Source organism: Shimia sp. Alg240-R146, assembly GCF_947331465.1.
GTDB lineage: Bacteria > Pseudomonadota > Alphaproteobacteria > Rhodobacterales > Rhodobacteraceae > Shimia.
On the sequence record NZ_CAMZOK010000004.1, the window covers coordinates 1 to 25,227 of the forward strand.

At 57.2% G+C, this 25,227-nt stretch carries 10 protein-coding genes; all 10 read right to left on the bottom strand.

Features of this window, described 5'->3' with window-relative positions; genetic code table 11:
• Nucleotides 1–261: 261 nt before the first annotated feature.
• Nucleotides 262–648 (bottom strand): DUF805 domain-containing protein, encoded by a 387-nt coding sequence (locus tag PG871_RS19640; protein ID WP_270732778.1) that lies wholly within the window; start codon nucleotides 646–648, stop codon nucleotides 262–264.
• A gap of 88 nt (nucleotides 649–736) precedes the next feature.
• Complete coding sequence (locus tag PG871_RS19645; RefSeq protein WP_270732781.1) at nucleotides 737–1,321, bottom strand: hypothetical protein; 585 nt, start codon at nucleotides 1,319–1,321, stop codon at nucleotides 737–739.
• Between the two features lie 414 nt (nucleotides 1,322–1,735).
• Nucleotides 1,736–15,616 carry a VCBS domain-containing protein gene (locus tag PG871_RS19650; protein ID WP_270732840.1) on the bottom strand — a complete coding sequence of 4,627 codons (13,881 nt, stop codon included), beginning with the start codon at nucleotides 15,614–15,616 and terminating at the stop codon, nucleotides 1,736–1,738.
• Between the two features lie 23 nt (nucleotides 15,617–15,639).
• Nucleotides 15,640–16,941, bottom strand: coding sequence for an HlyD family type I secretion periplasmic adaptor subunit (locus PG871_RS19655; RefSeq protein WP_270732843.1), 1,302 nt, complete (start codon nucleotides 16,939–16,941; stop codon nucleotides 15,640–15,642).
• Complete coding sequence (locus tag PG871_RS19660) at nucleotides 16,938–18,899, bottom strand: ATP-binding cassette domain-containing protein (protein ID WP_270732846.1); 1,962 nt, start codon at nucleotides 18,897–18,899, stop codon at nucleotides 16,938–16,940. The genes PG871_RS19655 and PG871_RS19660 overlap by 4 nt, the downstream gene beginning before the upstream one ends.
• Nucleotides 18,896–19,795, bottom strand: coding sequence for a hypothetical protein (locus tag PG871_RS19665; protein WP_270732848.1), 900 nt, complete (start codon nucleotides 19,793–19,795; stop codon nucleotides 18,896–18,898). The genes PG871_RS19660 and PG871_RS19665 overlap by 4 nt, the downstream gene beginning before the upstream one ends.
• A gap of 1,579 nt (nucleotides 19,796–21,374) precedes the next feature.
• Complete coding sequence (gene nagA, locus PG871_RS19670; RefSeq protein ID WP_270732849.1) at nucleotides 21,375–22,511, bottom strand: N-acetylglucosamine-6-phosphate deacetylase; 1,137 nt, start codon at nucleotides 22,509–22,511, stop codon at nucleotides 21,375–21,377.
• Nucleotides 22,508–23,539 carry an SIS domain-containing protein gene (locus PG871_RS19675; protein ID WP_270732851.1) on the bottom strand — a complete coding sequence of 344 codons (1,032 nt, stop codon included), beginning with the start codon at nucleotides 23,537–23,539 and terminating at the stop codon, nucleotides 22,508–22,510. Before PG871_RS19675 ends, nagA begins: the two co-directional genes overlap by 4 nt.
• 25 nt (nucleotides 23,540–23,564) lie before the next feature.
• Entirely contained in the window at nucleotides 23,565–24,320 is a 756-nt protein-coding gene (locus tag PG871_RS19680; RefSeq protein WP_270732853.1) for a GntR family transcriptional regulator, read from the bottom strand.
• Nucleotides 24,307–25,194 carry a BadF/BadG/BcrA/BcrD ATPase family protein gene (locus tag PG871_RS19685; protein ID WP_270732856.1) on the bottom strand — a complete coding sequence of 296 codons (888 nt, stop codon included), beginning with the start codon at nucleotides 25,192–25,194 and terminating at the stop codon, nucleotides 24,307–24,309. The genes PG871_RS19680 and PG871_RS19685 overlap by 14 nt, the downstream gene beginning before the upstream one ends.
• Nucleotides 25,195–25,227: the final 33 nt, after the last annotated feature.

Genomic DNA, 25,227 nt, shown 5'->3' on the forward strand with positions numbered 1-25,227 from the left:
GTGCAAAGCCTGTGACCGGATCGTCCGGTCGCGAAGAGCGGCCTCCTCGCGGAGCAGTTCGTAAAAATCCGGGCGGAAAGTGACGTATCGCGGCATGAAAAACCTTTCCCTTCAAATGCGCTGCAATGCAGAGCGCGATAGAAGGGAAGGGGGGAGCGGCTTTAGATTAACGTCGGGCGAAACATGACTATCGGCAGCTCCCTGCCCAAAGACGATCGAAGTCGGTTGGTATGGCCGACCGGAACACCGTGCAGAATAAGTTCACGGAGCAGGCATGGGACTACCAAAGCTATTCGGTTCCTGATCGCCTTTGCATAGATAGAAATACAATAAAACCAGTCCTCCGATGAGAGGCACCAATCCGATTAGCAACCACCAACCGGATTTGTTGATGTCATGCAGCCTGCGAACGCCTACGGCGAGATTTGGAATAAAAAGAACAAGCGCAAGGAGTAAACTTAACGGTTGGCCCGCCGCACTTTCATAAGGTTGGAACCCTAACGCAGGCGCAATGATCGCGGCATCCACTGCCTGGGTAACGGCCATGAGGATAAAAACAAACAAGACCCACCACCACAGTTCAGCCCGGGAAGCACGTCCGGAGAACGTGGCATAGTTTGAAAGCACGGTGCGTATTGCATTGTTCATTTTGCGGCTCCTGAGTACTTGATATGCGTCGAATTAACTAGGGTCCGGGCATGGCTTGCGCCGGCGTTAGAAGACGCAGGTTTTTTAGTCAGTTGATCCCGATGCCGATGTCGAACGTCACAGGTTGGCTGCCTGCATTGACAACGCCAATCACGTGATCTCCCGATTGCCAGAGTTGCCCTTCATAAGGCCTGTCCGAAGAAATCAAATCCAACAACATCGAACCGTCAGGGTTTTCGATGCTGTAGTCCAGAGCGCCCCCGTGAGAGGCGACATCCACATTCAGAAACTGCCCATCGCTGGCGCCCAGAATGTAACGAACTGTCGTATTTGGCTTAAGAGTCGCGGACATTGCAGAACCACTGGTTCCTTTGTCAAATTGAACGCGTTGGGTCCCTGACACAACGTCCACTGGGGGAATTTCCTCTCCGTCGGCACGTCTTAGGTCCGCAACCTCAGGTCCCGACCAAACCACACATTCATACACCACCCCGTTTTTGTCGCGAAGCCGCACAAGTGTCCCTGCTTCACTTCCAAGTTGGTCAAGAATTTCACCGCCAACATTACCAAAACGCACGCGCATTTCGTCTATACAGGCATTGGCTTCTTCAGAGATGTCCGCCAGGGCAGCACTGGAAAGAATGGCGCACGCGAAAAGAGTTTTCTTGAACATTGAACCTCCAGTTGAATAATTGAGAGTTCGTTTCCTTAACAGTAGGCTCGAACAGCCTATTTTTCAAAGACTTTGACGTTCTACTTGTCCGTGCTGAAAGCTGGCGTTTCAACTGTATGCGCATTCAAACGGTGCTGGCGAGAACGGTTGTTGTCGGCCAATGATCAAACAGCCGCGTCAGCAAGGAGCACAACATGCCTTTGACATTCCTGACGCAGAAGCACTTGCTTTCGCCATCTGCTCCAATGACGACCTGCTTTGCATCAATGTGTGTTCGCGAAGGAAAGGGCACTCTGCGGGCCAATGACTTGTTCCATGGCGTCTCCACTTTCCGGGCACAGAGAATGACCGCGTGCAACCTGCAGCGGCAACGGCTTTCAGAACACTCTTACTTCCACAGAACGTCCGATTTTCTTACCCGTTCTGGGTGTCATCAGTGTCCGGAGGCGGGTCAGGGAGATCAAGAACGTCGTCCAAAGGATCAGGTAGCGGCAGATCATCAGGATTATTTGTACCGTCCTCCAAGTCTGGGATGTCCAGAAGATCAGGATCAACGCCAGTCGCACCTGTTTCGGGCGTTTCAGATGCATCGGCGCCTACCGCGTCCAAATAGGGGTTTTCAGGCGTGGTCGCATCAAGTGTCGAGGAATCGGCGTCTTGAGAAACACCGACGGCGTCGAGATAGGCGCCAACTGACGACGTTGACGCGGTGCCTGTTAGATCGATGCCAGAAACGGCGTCGGTGGCTGCTGCGGCCTCGCCCATGTCAACATTATCAGCCTGCGCTTCCATGTCTGTTGTCGTTTGAGCTTCATCTGACATCACCTTCGGTCCTACCGGCGCGGGCGGCGGCGGCGGCGGCGGCATGGTAGGTCCTTCGTCGGTCCCGTGGATAGCAATTGTGACCTCATAAAGTTGATGAGTTGAAGACTGGATCAATAGCGTGTCCGTCAGCTGATCTCCTGTGTCCAGTGCCTGTATCGCGGGGTTGCCGTTGTCGGCGGCATACATCCAATTGCCATCTTTGTTCATGATCAGATCCCCGTAGGTTCCATGAACCCAGTGGGTTGCCCATTGCTCTGTGTCTGGATCGACAAGTGCCATACTTCCGTTCACTGCAAGATGATTGTTGGAATTGACGTTGGTGTCTTCAGTTACCTGACCCGTTGAAGTGCCGAAAATGGCATCCTGAACTTGTGCATTGCCTTGTCCGTCCACGCTGACCCGCAAAGTGACAGGCGTAGTTGCGCTGCTTATACCGCCCACCGTTCCGTACACAGTAAACTCTTCCATAACCGTTTGATGCGGGTGGATCGCCGCGGCTTTTGCCGGATCAATGCTATAGGTCCAAACGCCTGAACTAAGATCGACCGCAACGCTGCCAAACTGCCCGTCAATTGAAGTCGCCGGAGCCCCGTGATCTGTCCGAAGAACGAACATGTAGCGCCCTGCATCTGTATCAACGTCGTGGGCGGCCAGCTGTCCACCCACGACGCTGGCCTGCGCGCGCGCCGTGCCTTGTGTAGCACCTTCGGTCAAATGCCCGAGATCATCCGATCCGGAAACCAGCACAAGCATCTCTTTGGTTGCGCCATTTGTCGTTTGCACGGTGAAGTGTTCGGCCTGCGTTTCCCCGGTCGCCATAGAATTGGCTTTTGCGTTATCAACCGTATAGGTCCATTGACCATCCTGATCGACGTGAAACAGGCCGTACTGACCCTGCTGGTCCCCATCGAAAAAGGTCGGTGCTGTGCCAAGGTTTGTGTCGATATCCAAATCGCCGCTGATACGGTGCGCGTCTTCGTCCGTGCGTACCCGCGGGACACCAGTTATGACGGTGTAATGGGCTCCCGCCGGATCGACCGCCACATGCACAGGGGCACTGGTGGCTGTTTGTCCCGTTCCGGCGTCGGTTGAAATTGCCGTCACCACAAGATCTAAAGGTGTTGAATGCAATACTTGTAAGCCCTGCAACTGGGCCGCCGTTACGGTCCAGGAGCCATCCTGATTATGGCTTCCAGCTGACAACGCCGCATTATGCAGCCCCTCAACATGCCACGTCAGGCTTTGATCCTGATCTGCGCTGTCTCCTGTTTGCCCCGACAAGTCCAGATTAGTTGCGTAGCGCACAAGTTCAGCCTCGACATGCGTCAGCTTCACATTGGTGTTGAAATGCGTATGTGCATTTGTTCTCGGTGGTGCCTCGGCATGCAGCGCAATAAAGGCAAAAGGGACAGTCGTTTCGATCGACAAATCCTTGATGTTTGTGGGGTTTGTTGCCGATGTTTCTTCTAAAATGCCTTTTGCAACCACACTATGATCCGCGCCATAGGCAACCCAGCTCACCCGGTCGCCTTGCCCGCCCATTGAGTCCAAGCTGAGAAATGCGGACCGCGAAAGACCTTGCAGTTCAACGACCAGTGTTTGACCAACCTGATCATCTGGACGCGTAATATCGGTCAACTGGCTGTTAATTTGATTTGCACCCGGCGTTGTTTGGACAGTCGCTCCGACCGGAGTGGGTGAGTCCACGCCAATCCCACCGTCTGAAACACCAACCGTCCCGGAGGTCGCAGCCAGATCCACCAACTTGCCGCCTGTTTCATACGCTTCGCCATAGCCCAAGGCATGCAGCGTAAAACCATTGGTCTGCAGATTAGAAACCCTGCCTGTTGTCACCACTTCCACAAGCGCGTGCCCCGGCACGGAAGCTGCAACTTGTGTAACCGCATGAACGGTTGGATCGTCGATCGCTCCATTGATCGTGACTGTGATTTCTTGACTTGTGCCATCAACAGTCATGACGGTCAGCTTGTCCGTCAGTTGTTGTCCCGGCCCCATCGTCTGGATCGCGGCTTGTTGGTTGTCCGCGCTGTAGCTCCAGTGTCCTGAGGCATCCACATCAAAGGTGCCATAGCCGTTTGCTCCTGCGACAGAAGTCTGCGGTACAAATCCGGCTTCTCCAGCGTCAGGGTCTGTGATCGCCAGATCGCCGGATGCGCTGATTTGCGCGACAACTGTATGCGGCCCTTGATCTTCGGTTATACCCCCTCTTGAGACGCCGGTGACGACGGCACGGTCTTCCCTTCCTTGAAGTGAGATTTCAATGTCATGAGTCGTGCCGTCCACCGAATGAACAGTGAAGGTTTCATGTTCAAGACTACCCGCCAGTAGAGCATCTGCTCTGTCGTCAGGAGAGTAGGTCCAATGACCATTAGCGCCGATCACCAGTCGGCCATAGGTGCCATTGAGCGTGGTCCCGACGATATGCGCGTCCGATGGTGTTGCGTCTGTGACTGTCAGAATACCTGAAACGGCTGTATCTTCGTCGGTAGTTTTATTGTCGTCACCCGAAATCGTAGCGTCAGCCACCGGGAGCGACGGATCAAAGATCAACGGTTTACTTGTTTCGGCGACGGCCTGTGTGCCGTCCGGGCCTTCGGTGGTGACCGCCAGAACAATACGCACATTCCCATGAAAACTGGCCGGCGGGGTGGCCGTCAAAGAGGCAAGCGTCCAATCCTTGATATCAATACCCGGGCTGGCTTGGCTTACGGTAAAGCTGTGACCTCCGACGCCGTCAGAAATCACCGTCCCATCCGGCAGTCCCGTTAGCTCTGCTGCAACAATGTGGTCATCAGGATCCCTTGGCGCACCAAGCGTCGTGGCGAGCACGAGAGTTGCCCCTGGATTTGGGGGCGCGATGGATGTGTCGACGACAACAGTTGGGTGGGTGAATGTTCCATGGGTGTCATAGTGGAAATTCCCCGTCTGATCGAGGATTTGGCCACCCGCTATCTGTACTGCGGTCAGAAGGCTCGGGTCTCCATGAAGCTGGTTGGCAAGAGAGGTGTGCTGGAGATCGGGAACATCAACCACTGAGGTGGCCAAAGCTGCGCTAAAGATCTTGCCGTTGAAGGCATCATTGCCGGAAAAGCCGCCGCGCAGGCTGTCCTGATCCCCGCCAAAGGCCAGCGTGCCGCCATCCGTCAAAGTGCTGCCCTTGGCCACGTTATCCATATGTTTGACGCAATTGCCGTCAATCAGAACGTCCAGTGTGCCTGCCTGACCGTTCCACAGGAAGCTGTACCTGTGATCGTGCCCATCAGACAAAAGAGCGACCCTTGTGTCGTACTCGTGCCCGTCCAGCTTGATCGTGAGCGAGTCGGGTTTGTAGATGTACATTTCGTCGGTGTGCGTGCCGGTTTCATAACTCGCAAGCGTCGCACCGTGGATGCCCGCGGAGGCCACTTGTTGCCCACCGAGCACCGTCATTTCAACCGCAAGGGCAGATATCGGACCGCCGTTTTGAACCGTTTCGCGGGTGAAAATGGCGGCAGCCGACGAGCTGTCAAAATGCATGACCTGCTGTTGCGCGGATATGGTTAGGCCCGGTGTTGCCAGATCGGTGACGGGTGCAATGTCGAATGTGCCATGTGCGTCGGTCGTGGTATGGCCGTCTGATACGGTGACCGTCACAGCGACATTGTCGTGGTGATAATCTGGAGCGGGCGTAAAGGAGAACGTGCCATCGTGGTTGTTGACGATTTGTCCGACGGAATTGGCAACATGGATGTCTGAGACAGTTATCGTGTCTCCGTCGATATCCTGGACGTTCAAGCTTTGCAAAATGGCATCGGCGTGCAATGTAACCGTCCGATCCTCTGTCATGACGGGCATGGCCACAGATCCGCTCACAATCGGGCCGTCATTGCTGCCGGCAACCGTGATGACCAAATCTTGTGTATCTGTTGCGCCTTCACTGTCAGTCACTGTCACTGGAATTGCGACTTTCTGTGTCGCGCCAGCGGCAAGGGTCTGATAGGCGGCGTTGGTCGGATCAAACGTCCAGTTCCCGTTCCGGTCGATGCTAAAGCCATCCACCGCCGCCCCAATGGCAAAAGTGCGGTTGTCACCAACATCTGCGTCCGTGGCAGACATCCGCCCAGTTACAGCTTGGCCGTCCTCGGTGGCTGACGCCGTTGCCGCTGTCAGAACAGGGGCGTCATTGGTTCCGTGAACAGTGACTTCAATTGCATGATGGGCGCTGCCGTCCAAGCTCTGGACCCAGATCCGGTCCATAACTGTTTCTCCGCTCCGTAGCGCCTGTGTCGCCGCTAAGGTGTTGTTTAGCGTGTAGGTCCAGGATCCGTCAGCCGCTACCGAGAAAGTGCCATTCGCGCCCTGTTGGCTGGCCTGAGCTACAAGGGCAGCCTCACCTGCGTCCACATCCGCTATGGTAAGCGTCCCGCTGACGGTCAGCTGCCCGTCTTCGGTCACGCTACCCTTATCCGTCCCCGAAATGACAGCAGCGTCGTTTGTTGCACTAAGTGTCAAAGTGGCGGTCTGGGCAGCCGTGCCGCCTTGCCCGTCGGTGACTGTGTAGTTCAACTGTACCGGGCCGTTGTAGTTGGGGTCCGGTGTGAAGGTGAAACCGTTGGCCGCGTCGCCGCTGAGCGTGCCGTGGCTGGCGCTCAGCCCAGTCACGGAGAGCTGGTCGCCCGTGTCGATATCGGTGGCATGTCCGAGAAGCTGCGTCGCGGTGATCTGCACCGCCTTGTCCTCGGTGCCACCGGGAAGCGCGACAGGGCCACTGACGGCTGGGCCGTCATTGGTGCCGGTGACCGTGATTACGAGGTTCTCGGTGTCGGTCGCACCCGCGCTGTCAGTCACGGTCACGGGAACGGTCACCTGCTGCGTCGCCCCTGCCGCGAGGTGCTGATAGGCGGCATCCGTCGGATCAAAACTCCACGAGCCATTCACGCTTAGTGAAAAGCCTGCCGGTGCTGTTTGGCCGAGCGAATATTGCAGTGTGAAAGAACTGCCATCGACGTCCGTCGCGGACATTTGACCAGTAACGGCATTGCCATCCTCGGTCGCCGAAGCCGTCGCAGAGGACAGGACCGGAGCATCGTTCCTTCCAAGCAGCTGAACTCTCAGACTTCCTGTACTGTTCAGCCCATCGGAATCCGTGACCGTAATGGGTATCGAAATTATCGTATGATCACCATTGTTAAGGTGGCTATATGCGGCGTTTGATGGATCAAAGCTGTAACTTCCATCATTATTCAGGTGGAAGCCCGCAATGGGCGCATTGCTTGTGAACGTCAATGACGTTGAATCATCGTGATCCAGATCGCCGGCAGCGATATTACCGTTGAAGACATTTTCGCCCTCGAACTTGGTTACGAGATTGCGATAAACGACAGGTGCGTCGTTCGTGCCTGCAATGGTGAAATCTACTGGATGAGTTGTGCCATCCACACTGTGAATGACAAAACTATCCTTTGCTTCTTCGCCAGTCTTGAGATGGTCAACGATAGTATTGGCGAGGTGGTAAATGTACTGCCCATCCGGATTGACCTGAAGGCTGCCCCCCAAAGATCCGGTGTAGGTTTGGAACCCCATATTTGGAAACTGGGATTCAGAGGCACCATCCGGATCAGTGACATGAAATTGGCCATAAGCGCTCAGCAATCCATGGTCCCCGACACCGGTTCCAACTCCGACATCTTCTTTTAGCGATGCTCCTACACCTGTGATCACTGCCTGATCACCGACAGCGGCCAGACTCGTCGTGGCGCCTGTATGCGTCACGCCGCCATGGGCGTCTTTGACGTCATAGGTGAAATGGACCGTGCCGTTGTAGTCCTTCTCTGGCGTGAATGTGTAGGTACCGTCCTTATTGTCCAGGATAGAACCGTGATCCGGATGCAGGTTGGCAATGGCCAGCTTGCCGGCATCGTTGGCATCCACGTCGACCGTGTTCCCGAGCAACTGCGCAGAGGTAAGCGTCTGGCGCGTGTCCTCGGCGCCGGGGCGCAACACGACCTCGGACGAGCAATAGGGCCGGTCATTGCTGCCATGGATCGTGATCACGATGTCATGGGGGGTACCGTCCTTGGAATGTACCGTGATCGTGTCGGTCAGCGTCTCACCGTCGCCCAACTGGTCAATCGCAGTGCCTCGCGTAGTGGGCCGTCCACCGACAAACCGCAAGCCACCAGCGTCCGCATTATAATGCCAAGACCCATCAGGGTTCAGAAGAAGATCACCAAACTGGCCTTGATAATTGAAACCAATTCCTTTGCCGTCAAACTCGGCTTCCCCTGCGTCAGGATCGATTATGGTCAACTGTCCGTCGACTTTCAGCGTCGCCATTCGAAGATGGGCCATGCCGGGTTGGGCATAATCAGGTGACATATCCTGACCTGCGGTTCCTTCGGTCACGCTTCCGGTATCCACTCCGCCGATCACAGCGGCGTCCCCAACAGCCGCGAGTGTCAGGGCGGCAGTTTGTGCAACTGTGCCGCCGTGGTTGTCGGTGACGGTGTAGCTGAGGCTGACCGGGCCGTTGTAATTCGGGTCTGGCGTGAAAGTGAAACCGTTGGCCGCGTCGCCGCTGAGCGTGCCGTGGCTGGCGCTCAGCCCAGTCACGGAGAGCTGGTCGCCCGTGTCGATATCGGTGGCATGTCCGAGAAGCTGCGTCGCGGTGATCTGCACCGCCTTGTCCTCGGTGCCACCGGGAAGCGCGACAGGGCCACTGACGGCTGGGCCGTCATTGGTGCCGGTGACCGTGATTACGAGGTTCTCGGTGTCGGTCGCACCCGCGCTGTCAGTCACGGTCACGGGAACGGTCACCTGCTGCGTCGCCCCTGCCGCGAGGTGCTGATAGGCGGCATCCGTCGGATCAAAACTCCACGAGCCATTCACGCTTAGTGAAAAGCCTGCCGGTGCTGTTTGGCCGAGCGAATATTGCAGTGTGAAAGAACTGCCATCGACGTCCGTCGCGGACATTTGACCAGTAACGGCATTGCCATCCTCGGTCGCCGAAGCCGTCGCAGAGGACAGGACCGGAGCATCGTTCCTTCCAAGCAGCTGAACTCTCAGACTTCCTGTACTGTTCAGCCCATCGGAATCCGTGACCGTAATGGGTATCGAAATTATCGTATGATCACCATTGTTAAGGTGGCTATATGCGGCGTTTGATGGATCAAAGCTGTAACTTCCATCATTATTCAGGTGGAAGCCCGCAATGGGCGCATTGCTTGTGAACGTCAATGACGTTGAATCATCGTGATCCAGATCGCCGGCAGCGATATTACCGTTGAAGACATTTTCGCCCTCGAACTTGGTTACGAGATTGCGATAAACGACAGGTGCGTCGTTCGTGCCTGCAATGGTGAAATCTACTGGATGAGTTGTGCCATCCACACTGTGAATGACAAAACTATCCTTTGCTTCTTCGCCAGTCTTGAGATGGTCAACGATAGTATTGGCGAGGTGGTAAATGTACTGCCCATCCGGATTGACCTGAAGGCTGCCCCCCAAAGATCCGGTGTAGGTTTGGAACCCCATATTTGGAAACTGGGATTCAGAGGCACCATCCGGATCAGTGACATGAAATTGGCCATAAGCGCTCAGCAATCCATGGTCCCCGACACCGGTTCCAACTCCGACATCTTCTTTTAGCGATGCTCCTACACCTGTGATCACTGCCTGATCACCGACAGCGGCCAGACTCGTCGTGGCGCCTGTATGCGTCACGCCGCCATGGGCGTCTTTGACGTCATAGGTGAAATGGACCGTGCCGTTGTAGTCCTTCTCTGGCGTGAATGTGTAGGTACCGTCCTTATTGTCCAGGATAGAACCGTGATCCGGATGCAGGTTGGCAATGGCCAGCTTGCCGGCATCGTTGGCATCCACGTCGACCGTGTTCCCGAGCAACTGCGCAGAGGTAAGCGTCTGGCGCGTGTCCTCGGCGCCGGGGCGCAACACGACCTCGGACGAGCAATAGGGCCGGTCATTGCTGCCATGGATCGTGATCACGATGTCATGGGGGGTACCGTCCTTGGAATGTACCGTGATCGTGTCGGTCAGCGTCTCACCGTCGCCCAACTGGTCAATCGCAGTGCCTCGCGTAGTGGGCCGTCCACCGACAAACCGCAAGCCACCAGCGTCCGCATTATAATGCCAAGACCCATCAGGGTTCAGAAGAAGATCACCAAACTGGCCTTGATAATTGAAACCAATTCCTTTGCCGTCAAACTCGGCTTCCCCTGCGTCAGGATCGATTATGGTCAACTGTCCGTCGACTTTCAGCGTCGCCATTCGAAGATGGGCCATGCCGGGTTGGGCATAATCAGGTGACATATCCTGACCTGCGGTTCCTTCGGTCACGCTTCCGGTATCCGCTCCGCCAATAACGGCGGCATCACCAGTCGCGGCCAGCGTCAGGGCGGCCGTTTGCGCAGCCGTGCCGCCGTGGCTGTCGGTGACGGTGTAGCTGAGGTTGACCGGGCCATTGTAGTTGGGGTCCGGCGTGAAAGTGAAGCCGTTGACCGCGTCGCCGCTTAGCGTGCCGTGGCTGGCGCTCAGGCCGGTCACCGAGAGCGTGTCGCCGGTATCGATGTCGGTGGCATGTTCCAGCAACTGGGCCGCGCTGATTAGAACGGATGTGTCTTCTGTGCCGGCGGGCAGGGTGACCGGGCCACTGACGGATGGCCCGTCATTTGTACCTGTCACGGTTATGACGAGGTTTTGGGTATCGGTGGCGCCGGTCTTGTCGGTGACGGTGACGGGGATGGTGACCACCTGAGTCGCGCCTGCTGCGAGGTGTTGATAGGCCGCATCTGTCGGATCAAAGCTCCAGGAGCCGTCGGTGTTCAGGGTGAAGCCGGGCACAGGGTTGGCCGGGGCAAAGCCGAGTGTATCTCTGGTATCCACATCCGTGGCGGACATCTGGCCCGTCACGGATTGACCGTCTTCCGCCGCCGAGGCCGTCGCCGCGCTCAGAACAGGCGCGTCATTCGTGCCATGAATCGTGATCTGGATCTGATGCGTCGTGCCGTCAACTGAACGGATCGTAACCGTGTCTTTGGTACTCTCGCCCGCCCCAAGCTCCTGAACAGCTGGCAGACGATTGTCCAGATAGTAAATGAAACTTCCGTCTTGAGACAGCAGCACGTGCCCGCCCATGTGGGTGTCATAGCCTATACCCTGCGTTGTCTGGGTGCCGCGATTGATATCGAACTGGGCTTCACCTTGGTCTGGGTCGACAATGTCTAACTTCCCATAAACCTGCAGTTCGTCGTGTGTATTGATATAGCTCCGATCCTCGGTGATTGACGGGATTTGAGCATCGGTAATCACGGCCGGATCGCCGACCGCCGCAAGGGTCAGTGTTGCGGTGGCTGTCAGGCTGGGGTCTGTGCCGTCGGTGACCTGATAGCTTATGGCAACAGCGCCATTGTAGTTGGCTTCTGGATGGAAGGTGAACGAGCCGTCTGTATTGGCCGTGAAGGTGCCATGATCGGCTGTCGGGGTGCCGGCAATGCTCAGGTGGTCGCCGCTGTCGATATCCGTGGTTTGTCCCAGAAGCTGGGTTGCTGTCACCACCTGGGTCTGATCTTCATGCCCGCCCGGCAGCGCCACGGCGCCTGCGACAACGGGCTGGTCATCGGTGCCGGTTACCGTGATGGTCACGGTTGATTGGGCTGATGCGCCCTGTGCATCGGTCACTGTTACGGGCACTTGCACCACCTGCGTGGCGCCCGCTGCGAGGCTTTGATAAGCCGCATCGGTGGGATCAAACGTCCAGCTGCCGTCCGAGTGCAAGGCAAACCCGGCAGGCGCGGTGCCATCCACCGCAAAGGTCAGCAGCGCGTGTTGATCGGCATCCGTGCCTGGCAATGTCCCTGAAACCTGCGCCCCGTCCTCTGTCGCCGTTGCCGTGCTGGCCGACAGCTTGGGCACATCGTTGGTGCCTTGGACGTTCATCAAAAGTGTGGTGCGTGTGCCGTCTGTGGTTTGCACCACAAAACTCTCGGTGCGGGTGTCGCCTTCGCCCAGTTGCTGCACCGCCGGACTGGCGTTGTTTAGCGTGTAGGTCCAGGCCCCCTGGGCATCAACTGCCAAGGTGCCGTAGGTTCCGACATGGCTTGCGGCCGCAAAGCTCGACTGGCCGCTGTCCACATCGGTTACACTGAGCTGCCCCGTGGCCAGCGGTGCGCGGTCTTCCACCGCTGTGCCGGTCAGCGGGCCGGTGACCACCGCTCGGTCATTGGTGCCGGTGACGGTGATGACGAGATTGCGTGCGTCGCTTCCGTGCCCATCCGAAACCATCACCGGAATTGTGACCTGTTGGGTCTGACCTGCTGCGAGGTGTTGATAGGCCGCGTCTGTCGGATCAAAGCTCCAGGAGCCATCGGCGTTCAGGGCAAATCCTGCAGGGGCCGCCTGCGGCAACCCAAATGTCAGCGTGTCGCCGGTATCCACATCCGTGGCGGACATCTGGCCCGTCACGGATTGACCGTCTTCCGTTGCAGAGGCCGTCGCCGCGCTCAAAACAGGCGCGTCGTTGGTGCCGGAAATGGTCACGGTGATCTGTTTGGTGGTGCCGTCCACAGAGGTAATTTGCAACGTGTCGGTCAGGCTCTGCCCGGCGCCAAGCCCCTGTATCGCAGGCAAACTGTTGTCCGCAGTGTAGCTCCAGTGACCATCCGCGCTCAGCGCAAAGCTGCCATACTGAGCTGCACCCGCAGATCCCGACACCGGCGTAAACGCCGCTTCGCCCGCATCCGGATCCGTGATGCTCAGCTGACCGCTCGTCAGCAAATTCCCACCCGAGACACCGCGATCCTCCGTCAGGGACGCGGCTCCGCCGGTAATCACGGCCGGATCGCCGACCGCCGCAAGGGTCAGTGTTGCGGTGGCTGTCAGGCTGGGGTCTGTGCCGTCGGTGACCTGATAGCTTATGGCAACAGCGCCATTGTAGTTGGCTTCTGGATGGAAGGTGAACGAGCCGTCTGTATTGGCCGTGAAGGTGCCATGATCGGCTGTCGGGGTGCCGGCAATGCTCAGGTGGTCGCCGCTGTCGATATCCGTGGTTTGTCCCAGAAGCTGGGTTGCTGTCACCACCTGGGTCTGATCTTCATGCCCGCCCGGCAGCGCCACGGCGCCTGCGACAACGGGCTGGTCATCGGTGCCGGTTACCGTGATGGTCACGGTTGATTGGGCTGATGCGCCCTGTGCATCGGTCACTGTTACGGGCACTTGCACCACCTGCGTGGCGCCCGCTGCGAGGCTTTGATAAGCCGCATCGGTGGGATCAAACGTCCAGCTGCCGTCCGAGTGCAAGGCAAACCCGGCAGGCGCGGTGCCATCCACCGCAAAGGTCAGCAGCGCGTGTTGATCGGCATCCGTGCCTGGCAATGTCCCTGAAACCTGCGCCCCGTCCTCTGTCGCCGTTGCCGTGCTGGCCGACAGCTTGGGCACATCGTTGGTGCCTTGGACGTTCATCAAAAGTGTGGTGCGTGTGCCGTCTGTGGTTTGCACCACAAAACTCTCGGTGCGGGTGTCGCCTTCGCCCAGTTGCTGCACCGCCGGACTGGCGTTGTTTAGCGTGTAGGTCCAGGCCCCCTGGGCATCAACTGCCAAGGTGCCGTAGGTTCCGACATGGCTTGCGGCCGCAAAGCTCGACTGGCCGCTGTCCACATCGGTTACACTGAGCTGCCCCGTGGCCAGCGGTGCGCGGTCTTCCACCGCTGTGCCGGTCAGCGGGCCGGTGACCACCGCTCGGTCATTGGTGCCGGTGACGGTGATGACGAGATTGCGTGCGTCGCTTCCGTGCCCATCCGAAACCATCACCGGAATTGTGACCTGTTGGGTCTGACCTGCTGCGAGGTGTTGATAGGCCGCGTCTGTCGGATCAAAGCTCCAGGAGCCATCGGCGTTCAGGGCAAATCCTGCAGGGGCCGCCTGCGGCAACCCAAATGTCAGCGTGTCGCCGGTATCCACATCCGTGGCGGACATCTGGCCCGTAACGGATTGACCGTCTTCCGTTGCAGAGGCCGTCGCCGCGCTCAAAACAGGCGCGTCGTTGGTGCCGGAAATGGTCACGGTGATCTGTTTGGTGGTGCCGTCCACAGAGGTAATTTGCAACGTGTCGGTCAGGCTCTGCCCGGCGCCAAGCCCCTGTATCGCAGGCAAACTGTTGTCCGCAGTGTAGCTCCAGTGACCATCCGCGCTCAGCGCAAAGCTGCCATACTGAGCTGCACCCGCAGATCCCGACACCGGCGTAAACGCCGCTTCGCCCGCATCCGGATCCGTGATGCTCAGCTGACCGCCGGTGCTCTGCAGCTTGTCCTCGGTTACCGCTCCGACGCTTGTGCCGGAGATGGTTGCCCCATCATCGCGACCGTTCACTGTTATGGTCACAGGGCGCGTTGTGCCATCAACTGTCTGTATCTGAAATGTCTCGGATACACTGTCGGTGGTCGTCAATTTTTGGACATCAGGGTTGCTATTGTCGAGTGCAAAATGCCACGCACCCGCCGTGTCAATCTCGAACCGGCCATATGCGCCTTGTTGAGTCGCGGCGACAAATGAAGCCTCTCCGGGATCTGGGTCAACAACGGTCAATTGCCCTGATGTCGATAGAACCAGATCTTCGGTTGTTGCGCCGGTGAGTGGCCCTGATATTTGCGCGGCATCCGGAGTGTTAAGTACCGTAAACGGCAAATGCGTCGACGTGCTTTGACCATCAGGTTGTGTAACCGTGATCGCCAAAGAACCTTGGCCGAACCAATTTGGAGCGGGAGTCATAGTCAGGCCGACCAATGATGTCCCTACAGGAATTACCCAGCCGCCGGTTGCCTCCGGATGTCCGGCAGACAGCGTCGCCCCCGGTGGCAAGCCCGAAAGATGTGTCTCTACGTTTGCGCCATTGTTGTTCCCGTCCGTAGCAGCCAGCAAAAGAGACAGCGGGTGTTCTTCAAATCCAGTCGCCGTCATGGCTGCCACTGCCGGTCCGTTCGGATGACCCGCAACAGCCAAATGTGGGAGCGGGTTGGCAGACGGCGCTTGGCCTCCGCCCGAGGTCAGCGGAGCGGAAATTCCGACAGACGCCCCCAAAGAGGAGAGCGGCATCTGAATGGAACCGCCGTGGCCTCCGACGTTGGGCAAGTGAACCGCACCGGGGAAGGCGTGCAAAATTCCTTGCAGCGATGGCATTGCGGCGGGCACAGAGACACTTCCGGCTGTCTCACCAGATGGCAAACTTTCAGCATTTTGCCCGACCAACCCCGCGATTGCAGACATTGGTAAAATGAAGCTGCGTCCGTCGGTCGTTCCGGCCGTCACCGAAGCATCCTCGCCGCCCTGAGCAACGTTTGTGGCTTCCGGAGTTGTGTCCGAAGACTCTGTAGTGACCCAACCGAACCCTTCCTCCGAGAGCCCCTCGCGAAGCGCCGGTTTTTTGACTTTCGGATCGTCAGTGCCAGGTATGTCAGACATGGAAACCTCGTGTGTGCAGGGCCTCAGCGTTCAGTCAAAGCGAGATCGAGATTGGTGAAGACAGGTTTCCAGATGTACTGGAAAACGGTCTTGGCCCCGGTAATGATGTCCGCTTCGCCCGTCATACCAGGCAAAAGTTTCAATTCGTCTTCGGGGTTGCGAAAATAGTCACGAGGCAATGCGACTTGAACCTCATAAAATGCCACACCACGCTCATCGAAGATGGTTGTCGGCGAAATCTCTTCGACCTCACCATCTAAAGCTCCGTAGCGACTGAAGTCGAAGCTTTCAATCTTGACTCGAACACTTTGACCCACGTCAACAAAGGCAATATCGCGCGGTGCAAGTCGCCCCGTAAATCGTATACCGCCTTCGGCGGGTACAATCGTTGCAACCATACCTCCAGCGTCGATGACATTGCCGGAAATTTCGTCAGGAACGTTTTGAACGAGGCCAGAAAGCGGTGCCTTTATTTCCGCTTCCAGCACCCGTGCCCTCAAGGCGTCCGATTCTGCGAGCAGGGCACGTCGCTCTGCAACTGCATCTACGATCCTGTTGCGCGCCGTGGAGTTCTGGTCCAGTTCGACGCGCTCAATAGAGGACTGCAATTCGATGATAGCTGCTTCTGCGATGGTTGCGCGGCCAGACAATCGAGACAAGTCAAAGCGGTACTGTGCCTCGCGCTCAACGAGTTCAACCATTCGGGCGCGGGCAGAAAGCCCTCGCTCAACTAAACCTTCTTCGATGGCGCGTTCTTCCTGCGCAACTGAGATCTGTTTCTCCAGTTCGGGACGCTGCTCTTCTATGGCCGCCAGTTCTGCGCGCTTTTCACGGATTTGGGCGCCGAGAACGCTCCGCTCAGCAGACACAAAGTTTTCCTGAGTTTGGATCGCTGCGACCTCAAATGCGACAAGTTCGGGATAGTCGGCAGAAAACTGTGAGAAATCAGGCGATCTCTTTTCAACAAATGCCGTCAGCCGTTCCACCTCAAGCGTCAGCCCGGCAATGCGAGCTTCTGTGGCCGAGAGGGCGCTTTGCGCTTCCGTGCGGTTCATTGTGACGATCACATCACCTGCGGCCACCATTTGCCCGACCCGCACCAGAACGTCGTCGATCTGGCCACCGTGACGGCTCTCAACTCTTTGAATAAGCGCGATCGGTTCAACAGCGCCGTGCGCTTTGGCAACCTCGTCGACCTGCGCGATCAACGACCAGCCAACAACCGCGGCGACCCCAATGACGGTTGCCAAAGCGGCGCGCTCCACCCATTTCGCGGTCGGTCCATCATCTATTCGGAACGGCTCTGAAACCTTGTTATCTGTCATGGTGTCGTCTCCTTGGCAGTCACTATGGACCCGTCCGCCACGTTTTCCGATGCGTTGACCGGACCGGAATAGACAAGCGATCCGTTTTCCAAAACGATGGCAATGTCGGCCAGTTGCACCAATTTGGTATCATGAGTTGCGAAAATAATTGTGGAGTCACCGCGGTTCTTGGTCACAAACGTTTCGATTTTCGCCAGCGCGTCAGGGCCACTTACTGACAAAGGATCGTCCAGAACAAACATCGGCGCGTCCCGCGCAATAGTGGCTTGCCATGCGGCTTCTTCGGAAACGACCTCGTCTATTAATACGTTCTCTGACAACATGGGCGCTACGTTCGCACAGTCACGTGGATCGGCGGGTAAGTAGGCAACCTTCTCGGCAAGGCTATCCGGACTGAAATGACTCAAAGATCGACCACCCAGCATCAATCGGCCCGATTGGGTTTCCAATGCACCGGACAACAACCGCAAAAGCGTGGATTTCCCCGAGCCATTTGGTCCAATGACAGCAACAACGTTGCCAGGTGGAATATCAAAACTAACTCCCGTCAAGGCTGGGTCTGCGCCAGTTGCATAGCGTACAAATAGCCCTTCTGCCTTGATCAATTTGGGTGTGGTCGGTGCGTGATCTTGCGCATGGCTCGCAGAATGTATGACCGGCAAGTCCAAAAGTGGTTTCAACTGCCGCCATGCATCGCTCAATGCCCGCAAGCGTGGCATTGCCAAAAATAGGCCTTGAGCGGGCCCGGTTATTCGCCACGTCAAAAGCATTGTTCCGATCAATGTTCCTGGCGACAAATGCCCCTGAAGCGCAAGGTCGAGCCCTACAACCAGAGTTATCAATGCAGTACCTGTTCCAAGAGTTGTACCAATGCTCTGAATAAGGGCGGGGCGTTGTTGTGCAGCGTGTGTTGCGCGCGCTGTGGCCTTACTCAGTTGATCAAACTTATCGAGCCACTGTGCCGACAGACCTTTGGTGCGAATGTCAGCTGCGTAGGGTAAATCCGCAACGAGGGCCCTGTGTTTTTTGACCAAGCGGGACCGAACAGGATCGGTCTCTGAGCGGGTCCACCCCAAAACCACTCCAATGACAAGAAATACCACCAAATAAAGCGCCGGGATGACTGCCAGAACGCCACCAACAATGACCAATGCAATCACTGTCAGTATGATAAAGGGAGCGTCATAAATTGCCTGTGTGTTTTTGCTGGAAAACAAGTCCGCTGTCCGCTCCGCGCCTCGAATGCGCGCCATCGCGGTTTCCGCATCTTGCCGGTCGCGTGCGACAAACGGCTGTCTGAACAGGCGATGCACCACGGCAAGGCTGACACTGGCCCCGAACCGGGCATACTCAGAAGCAAACATGTGGGCACGAATGCGCCGCAGTATAAACATGATAACGAGAACAAGGACCGCGCCGCTCAGCAAGGCTGGCAAGCTTGAAACAGCCGCGCCGCCCAGGACACGATCATAGACGGCCATCGTGAAGAAAGGCACCGAGAGCGCGCAAAGATTGACTGCCAGAGATTGCCAGATTCCGTGACGAAATGTGCGACGCGCGCGCGCAGAGAAGTCGTTAAATGTAAGTGCGGCCGCTTCATTCACCGGTACGGGCTCAATGTGTAGAACACGTTCCCCGGCCTGAAACGAAAGGTCCTGTTTTGGTGCGTTTGTAGGCAGGGTCTCAAGGACACCATCATAGCGGGTCTGCGCATAGAGTCGCCCATCTCGGAGGAAGATCAGCGCGCCTTCGCGGCCGTCGCGCCATCCCACCGGCACCTTTTTGACCACTTGTGCGGAGACACCCAAAAGAGAAACAGCTTCCGCAAAGTCGTCGAGATTTGTTTGTGGTGCAAAACCTGTGCATGCGCTGGCCGCTACTTCGGCACAGACGGGCCACCCCATTTTGGATAACAGGTCAGCAATGAATATTGCTGCGACTTGTGAGTCACGTGTCATGCGCGGCTCTCCACATCAGCACCGGATAACTCAGCTGCCACAGTTCTGGTGGCGACGCTCGCCAATTTTTCATCCGTTGTAGTCATCACAAACACGGTATCTTGCCCTCGAGACCTCAAGAATTCCGCAGTGCGCGTGCGTCCATCGATGTCCAAGCCGGCAGCAGGGCGCTCAAGGACCACCAAACGGGGAGCCGCCACCAAGGCTTGAACAAGTGCTGCCCGTTTCATGGCTCCTGGCGAAAGACCACCGTTGTTGGTCCGGCTGACTTCGGTTTGATATCCCCGCGACAGGCGGCCGATCATCGCATCAAGCCCGAGTTCTGACGCCATTTCCAGCGCGGTATCCTCGTGCTGTCGCTGAAAGGCCGACAGGTTTTCCAAAAGACTGCCCCTTGCAAAGGTCGGTCGAGCGGGGACCAAAATCGCGTCTTTAGGGGGCATTTTCTCATTCCAGACATGCTGAACTAAGGTCGCAAGCGCGCTTGCCTCAGCGTGTCTGTTTTCCGCGCTCACACGCAACACGTCACCGCCGATAACTGGCGCGGTATTGAATGCGCGTTCGACCTGCTTCAAACAGTCCACTGCAGCGTCATTCGGACCAGCTGCTAATTCCGCCAGCACAGCAGCAGATGCCTTGGTGTTCGCGCGGCGGCCAATCGCCACCACAGCGCCAATGCTTTGGCTGGCAGCTCTGCTGCCTAAAAGTGTACATGCGGCCAAGCCACCGGTGGTCATATCACCGGCAAGAACCTGTGCCGCTCCGAACCCGACGACGAGAACTGTGGTTGCCAAACCAGCACTTTGCATCAGATCCATGAGTGTGCTGTCGTCATTTTCCACGGCACGCACTTCGGCGGCGCGCTGCCTTAAAAGGCCGCTGCTGGTCGCAATCATAGGGACAACGGATGCCAAAGTGCTTGTTGAACCGGAAGACAGACTTGCTATGACACCATTTAGGTTCGTTTCGGCCTTCTCAAGATCAGATTTAGCGCGCTCGGCGGGCCTCCTGCGCGCCAGTAAAGTAAAGGAGACGGTTATCGCCACGGCAAAAGGCGCGAGGACAACATTGCCCCCAAGGAACCAGATCAAGCAAAGGAAAATGACTGCAAAAGGGGCGTCGTACAGCCCGACCAATCCCTGACCAGCGTCCACATCACGTGCTGCCACGGGCACCTTTGTAAGTGCGCGCGCTTTTTCAGGCGAAAAGCCCCTATTTAGAATGGCGGTCGAAACTGCCTGCCAGTTTGCATAATCCGACGAAGCGCTGATCCGCGAAAAAATCCTGGCCCGGACGGCCCGAAGAAAACCGCTTAGGACCAGCGCAATACCAACCGCAGTAAAGACAACAGCAGCTGTTCCAGTGCTTTGGTTTGGCAGAATCCGATCGTAAACTTGCAGAAGTGCCAACGGCAGCAACAGCGCCAATAAATTTATACCAACCGACAAAACAGAGACTGAAATACGCATGAATGAAGCTTTGCCCAAGCAAGCCCTTGCGTCAACTGTTCGATAGATGATGTCCTTAGGCGTTTGGGTAGCGTTCGCTTCGAGGGGAGGCTATTTTTCTCTTACCTGGAATGCCCAAATTGCCGAACTGAGACCCGTGGCACCTTCAACGGAAGCAAAAGAAACGTGTGCGCGTTGAATTCCTTTGAACTTTGGCAACCCTTTTGGCGGCCAGAGCGAGCCATTGGATGTCGACCCGACCCATGTAGCAAGGTGTCGCCGATCGCCCGGATTGCCTTTGCATGGCAAATAGCAATGCGTCTGGCTTTGGCATTTGTGAAACCCCGCGCTTAGTTTTTCTAAGACGATATATTCTCGGTGGTATCAAGCTCTCGATTTGTCCCGTGGTCGCCAAGGATGAATCGACTGGATGTTGCTTCAATTTGGGGGCCATACTTTTTTAGGAAACGAAATGGAGTGGCGAGTGGGGACAAGCATTTGTATTGCACCTTTGAACGCCGACATTGCCCAATTACAACTCATGACTGGTTAGCGTCCTTCGTGTGTCTTCATCTGAAGCAACCGAAGGGAGAAGGGCCGCAGGTGCAAAACCCTGCGTGGATAACTGAGCGCAGGGAATGAGGGGGCCGCCGAGTTAAAGGATGGCGCGCATTAAGTAGCTAACGAAGCGCTCCTCAGTTCATGGAACCAGAGAATCTCGACCTAAGTTGTGCAGGCATCTGAAAAGCCCCAATAGAAAGCGCTCTTTACGTCAAAAAACAATAACTTAGCTGAGGCGCGGTTTCTTTACACCGAAGATGTCGGGAGTTCGAGCCTCTCACGACCCACCATTTCCCCCTTGGGTTTCGTTGCCTGGATAGCCACTTCTTGGCGAGTTCCTGAAGAACTATGGGTTCAATGAACCTTAGACGCATGTTTGCCAAGCAACCTGAGATGCCACTTAGAGGCTCCGCCTTCCAAATGCTCTGGCAGGTAGGCAAAGCTCGCGTGGATTGCTGCGCCGCGTTCAAAACCTGTCGATGTGGTGCAGGTCTCGGGAGATCCTAACCAGATCGCCAAGCGCGGTTCCTTCCGTCAGCATGCTGGCCTCTCCAAGGTCAATCAGGCTTGCGGGGGTTGTGATTGCAGCTTGGAGGGCCGTTTCCAAGGAAACACCCGTGCTGTGCTTTAAAATCCGAACCGCCGTGGTTAGGTCCAGATCGGCGCCTGCGAGTGTGCCGTCCTCCAGCGTCAGTCGGCCATGCCGACGGGCGATCCTGCGACCTTCGAGCTGGAACTCGGGTACGTCAGTGCCCGCAACGGCCATTGCATCGCTGACCAAGAACAAACGGCCGGGGCCGGTTTTGGCCTGCCATGCAGCCCGCAGCGACTGTGTGTGGACGTGGATGCCGTCAGCAATGAGACCTGCCGACACCGACCCCGACGCTAGCGCTGCGCCGACAAGGCCGGGTTCGCGGTTGCCCAGCTGGCTCATGGCGTTGAACAGGTGGGTCACGCAGCGCGCGCCGGCGTTGAAATAGGTCATGCAAGTGTCAAAGGACGCATCGGTGTGTCCCAATGAGACAAGAACGCCTGCATCATTCAGTGCTTTGACCTGCGCAAGGCTTACGTTTTCCGGCGCGATCGTGATTTTCAGTGCAGGAAGACGGTCAGCAGCCTTCAGCAATTCGGCAAGGTCGACATCGGTCATCGGGCGGATCAGCGACGCATCGTGCGCGCCTTTTCGGGCAACGGACAAATGTGGTCCTTCCAGGTGCAGGCCGGCAATACCCGAGATGCCTTGTTGGATCGCGGCAATGGTCGCGGCTATCGTCAGATGCGTTTTTTCGGGTGTATCAGTTATGAGCGTTGGCAGAATGCGGCTGCAGCCAAGGCGTTTGTGCGCGGTGACCATACGCTGAAGCGTTTCCACGGTTGGCGCGTCATTTAACATCAATCCGTCGCCGCCGTTGACTTGCAAATCAACAAAGCCCGTCGACAGGATGTTGCCATCCAGGTTGATTACTCTGGCCCCGTCTGGTGTTTCTGGCGACGCCACAAATCCGGAGAACAGCCCGCCGTCAAAACGCGCCGTTCGGTTGTCGTGGAGTTGGCTGCCGTCAAATATCGGGCCGCCATGGACCATCACCACATCAGAGATCATACCGTTTCCGTCACTTTCTTCAGGTGGCGTGGCGCGTCGGGATTGATCCCGCGCGCGGCGGCGACCTGTTCCACCATGCCATAGAACGACACGATGGCGGCTATTGGATCGGTTATCCAGTGATCCGTGCGGATGTGTGGCAACACAATCGCGTCCTTGACCTTGTCTGTGGTGGCGAAAACCTTTGCGCCTTTGGTGACAAGCGCGTCGGCCACGTCCGCGACGCTGTCTTCGGCGGCATCTCCGGCAGCAAAGGCGATAACCGGAAATCCGCGTTCCACAATTGACACGGGCCCGTGCAGGACTTCGGCGGAGGAGTAGCTTTCGGCGTGGATCTGGCAGGTTTCTTTGAATTTCAAGGCGGCCTCATTGGACACTGCCCAGCTTGGTCCGCGACCCAGTGCGAACAGAGACCGGCCATCAACGGCCTCCACGACCGGCGACCAATCACAGGCGGTGGCCTTTGCCAAATGTGCTGGCAGGGCGTGGATGGCTTTGAGTAAATCCGCGTCACCTTTGATTTCCGCCAGCAACCAGAGGCCGGACACCATCGAGGTGACAAAAGTCTTGGTCGCGGCGACGCTGAGTTCCGGGCCGGCGTGGATGTCGAGCGTGGCATTTGTAGCCCGCGCCAGCGGCGAGCCGACGTCATTGGTTACGGCCACCGTATAAGCGCCGGTTTGGCCAAACGCTTCGGTTAGCTGCACGATGTCGGGGCTTTGTCCGGATTGGGAGACAGAAATACACAGCGCGCCGTCGCCTGCGATGTTGACGCCGTAGATCGATTTGATTGAAGGCCCAACAGAGGCCATCGGCAGGCCCAAAAGCAACTCGCTGGCATACTTCATAAAGCTCGCGGCGTGATCGGAGGATCCACGGGCAACAGAAAGCAAAAACCGTAAGTCGCGATTGCGGACTTCGGCGGCGGTTTTCTGGACCGACGATTTGCCGTTGGTGAGCAGACGCTCAACAGCATCGGGAATTTCCAGAATTTCGCGCTTCATGCGCGTTGCGTGTTCAACAGACATGTTGGCAGCCTCTCGTAGAAAAGGGTCAGTTTGACAGGCGCAGTTCGGCCACAAAGTCGTAGGCGTCGCCGCGATAAAGTGATCGGGTCAGTTCGGCGACGCGGCCGCTTTCGAGGTAGGAGGTGCGTTGAATGCTCAGTCCGGCAGTGCCTTCAGCCACGCCCAACAACTCGGCCTCGACCGGTTCAAGATTGATTGCAGAAATTTTTTGCACCGCGCGAACGGGGCGCAGGCCGTGGCGTTCCAGAACTTCGTAGAGAGAGGTGGTGACGTCGGTTGGGTTCGGCAGAATGTCGAGTGGCAGAGAGGCGCGTTCCAGCGCCATTGGCTGCCCACCAGCCTCGCGCAAGCGATAAATGCGCGACACCGAGTCACCGGCCGACAAACCCAGCGCCACAACCTCTTCGGGGGAGGGCATAAACACGCCGCGTTCCAGCCATTTGGAAGTTGTGTCCTTACCACGTCGTTTCATGTCTTCGGTAAAGGACGTCAGATGTGAGAGGGATTGTTCCACCTTCTCGACTGGCGCACGCACGAAGGAGCCGGACCCCTGACGCTGTTCGATTGCGCCCTGTTTGACCAGTTCGTGAATGGCTTTGCGCACCGTGACGCGGGACAGCGCAGTGATCTCTGCGATTTCACGTTCCGGTGGCAGGGAGCTATTGGGCGGCAGGACACCGTTTTCGATGCCTTCCTCCAGACGGTGGCGTAATTGGACGTATCGTGGCCCTGATGTTCGGCCAAGCCATTCTTTTGGCTGGAGAAACTCAGTGATACTCATCTGTGATCTCCTTGCTGAAATCTCTGGCCAATGACACGGCGCCGGCCATCGGCTCGCCCAGCTTCTCAGCCAAACAAGCCTGCATCTCCGGGGGCATGTACGGCGCATATAGCGGGCCAATCCCGCCAGTCAGGCAAATTGGTAACCCATCCTGCCATCCCAACTTGCGCAGGGTGGTTGCCATTCTATCCGTCGCGTCCTGCATGATCGCTATTGCCATGGCGTCGCCATTGGCGGCCCCCTTGGAGACCGCCGGCGCCAACGCCCCGAAATCCGCCGGAGACGCCGTTGCGGCAAAAGCCACGATGCCTGCTGTGCCGTCGAACCGGTCCATCAAAGCCTGAGACAAATCCGAAGGTTGCCTAAGGCCGTCCGACACATCCAACGTTCGCGAAAGCGATTTGCGCCCAACCCATTGTGCCGAAGACGGATCGCCCAGAACCGCGCCCCAGCCCCCCGCAAGATGCACGCGGCCTTTCAATTGCGCAGCTACAAAGGAGCCCGTGCCACAGTGGACGACAAACCCGTCTCCCGCACCTACGGCTCCGCGCAAGGCAGAGGGCCTGTCGTCTTCGACTTTGATGGTTTGAAAAGGCAGCGCTGCCGCGACGCGGCTGGCGATTTTCTGGCCGGTCACGCCTGCCAAACCGGCGTACGTCGGCATAGCGCAGAGCGTTTGCGTGGCGATCCCGGTCTCTTTGGAAAGGGCCGCGAGGCCCGCGAGAATCTCCCGAATCGCGGCCTCAAAGTTGGTCGAAACATTTGCTGAGCCAGCCTCGATCTGGGTCAGATTTTCGCCGTCCTGCAAGGCGATACGGCACCGCGTGCCACCGCCATCGATGGCCAGAACAGGAATGGTATGCTTTTTTGTCATGTGCATACCTATATAATACCTATGAGCACATTG

Coding starts and splice junctions, on each gene's coding strand:
- PG871_RS19665 (WP_270732848.1), bottom strand. CDS start 19,795: ATGATTGCGACCAGCAGCGGCCTTTTAAGGCAGCGCGCCGCCGAAGTG.
- PG871_RS19675 (WP_270732851.1), bottom strand. CDS start 23,539: ATGTCTGTTGAACACGCAACGCGCATGAAGCGCGAAATTCTGGAAATT.
- nagA (WP_270732849.1), bottom strand. CDS start 22,511: ATGATCTCTGATGTGGTGATGGTCCATGGCGGCCCGATATTTGACGGC.
- PG871_RS19645 (WP_270732781.1), bottom strand. CDS start 1,321: ATGTTCAAGAAAACTCTTTTCGCGTGCGCCATTCTTTCCAGTGCTGCC.
- PG871_RS19650 (WP_270732840.1), bottom strand. CDS start 15,616: ATGTCTGACATACCTGGCACTGACGATCCGAAAGTCAAAAAACCGGCG.
- PG871_RS19685 (WP_270732856.1), bottom strand. CDS start 25,194: ATGACAAAAAAGCATACCATTCCTGTTCTGGCCATCGATGGCGGTGGC.
- PG871_RS19640 (WP_270732778.1), bottom strand. CDS start 648: ATGAACAATGCAATACGCACCGTGCTTTCAAACTATGCCACGTTCTCC.
- PG871_RS19680 (WP_270732853.1), bottom strand. CDS start 24,320: ATGAGTATCACTGAGTTTCTCCAGCCAAAAGAATGGCTTGGCCGAACA.
- PG871_RS19655 (WP_270732843.1), bottom strand. CDS start 16,941: ATGACAGATAACAAGGTTTCAGAGCCGTTCCGAATAGATGATGGACCG.
- PG871_RS19660 (WP_270732846.1), bottom strand. CDS start 18,899: ATGACACGTGACTCACAAGTCGCAGCAATATTCATTGCTGACCTGTTA.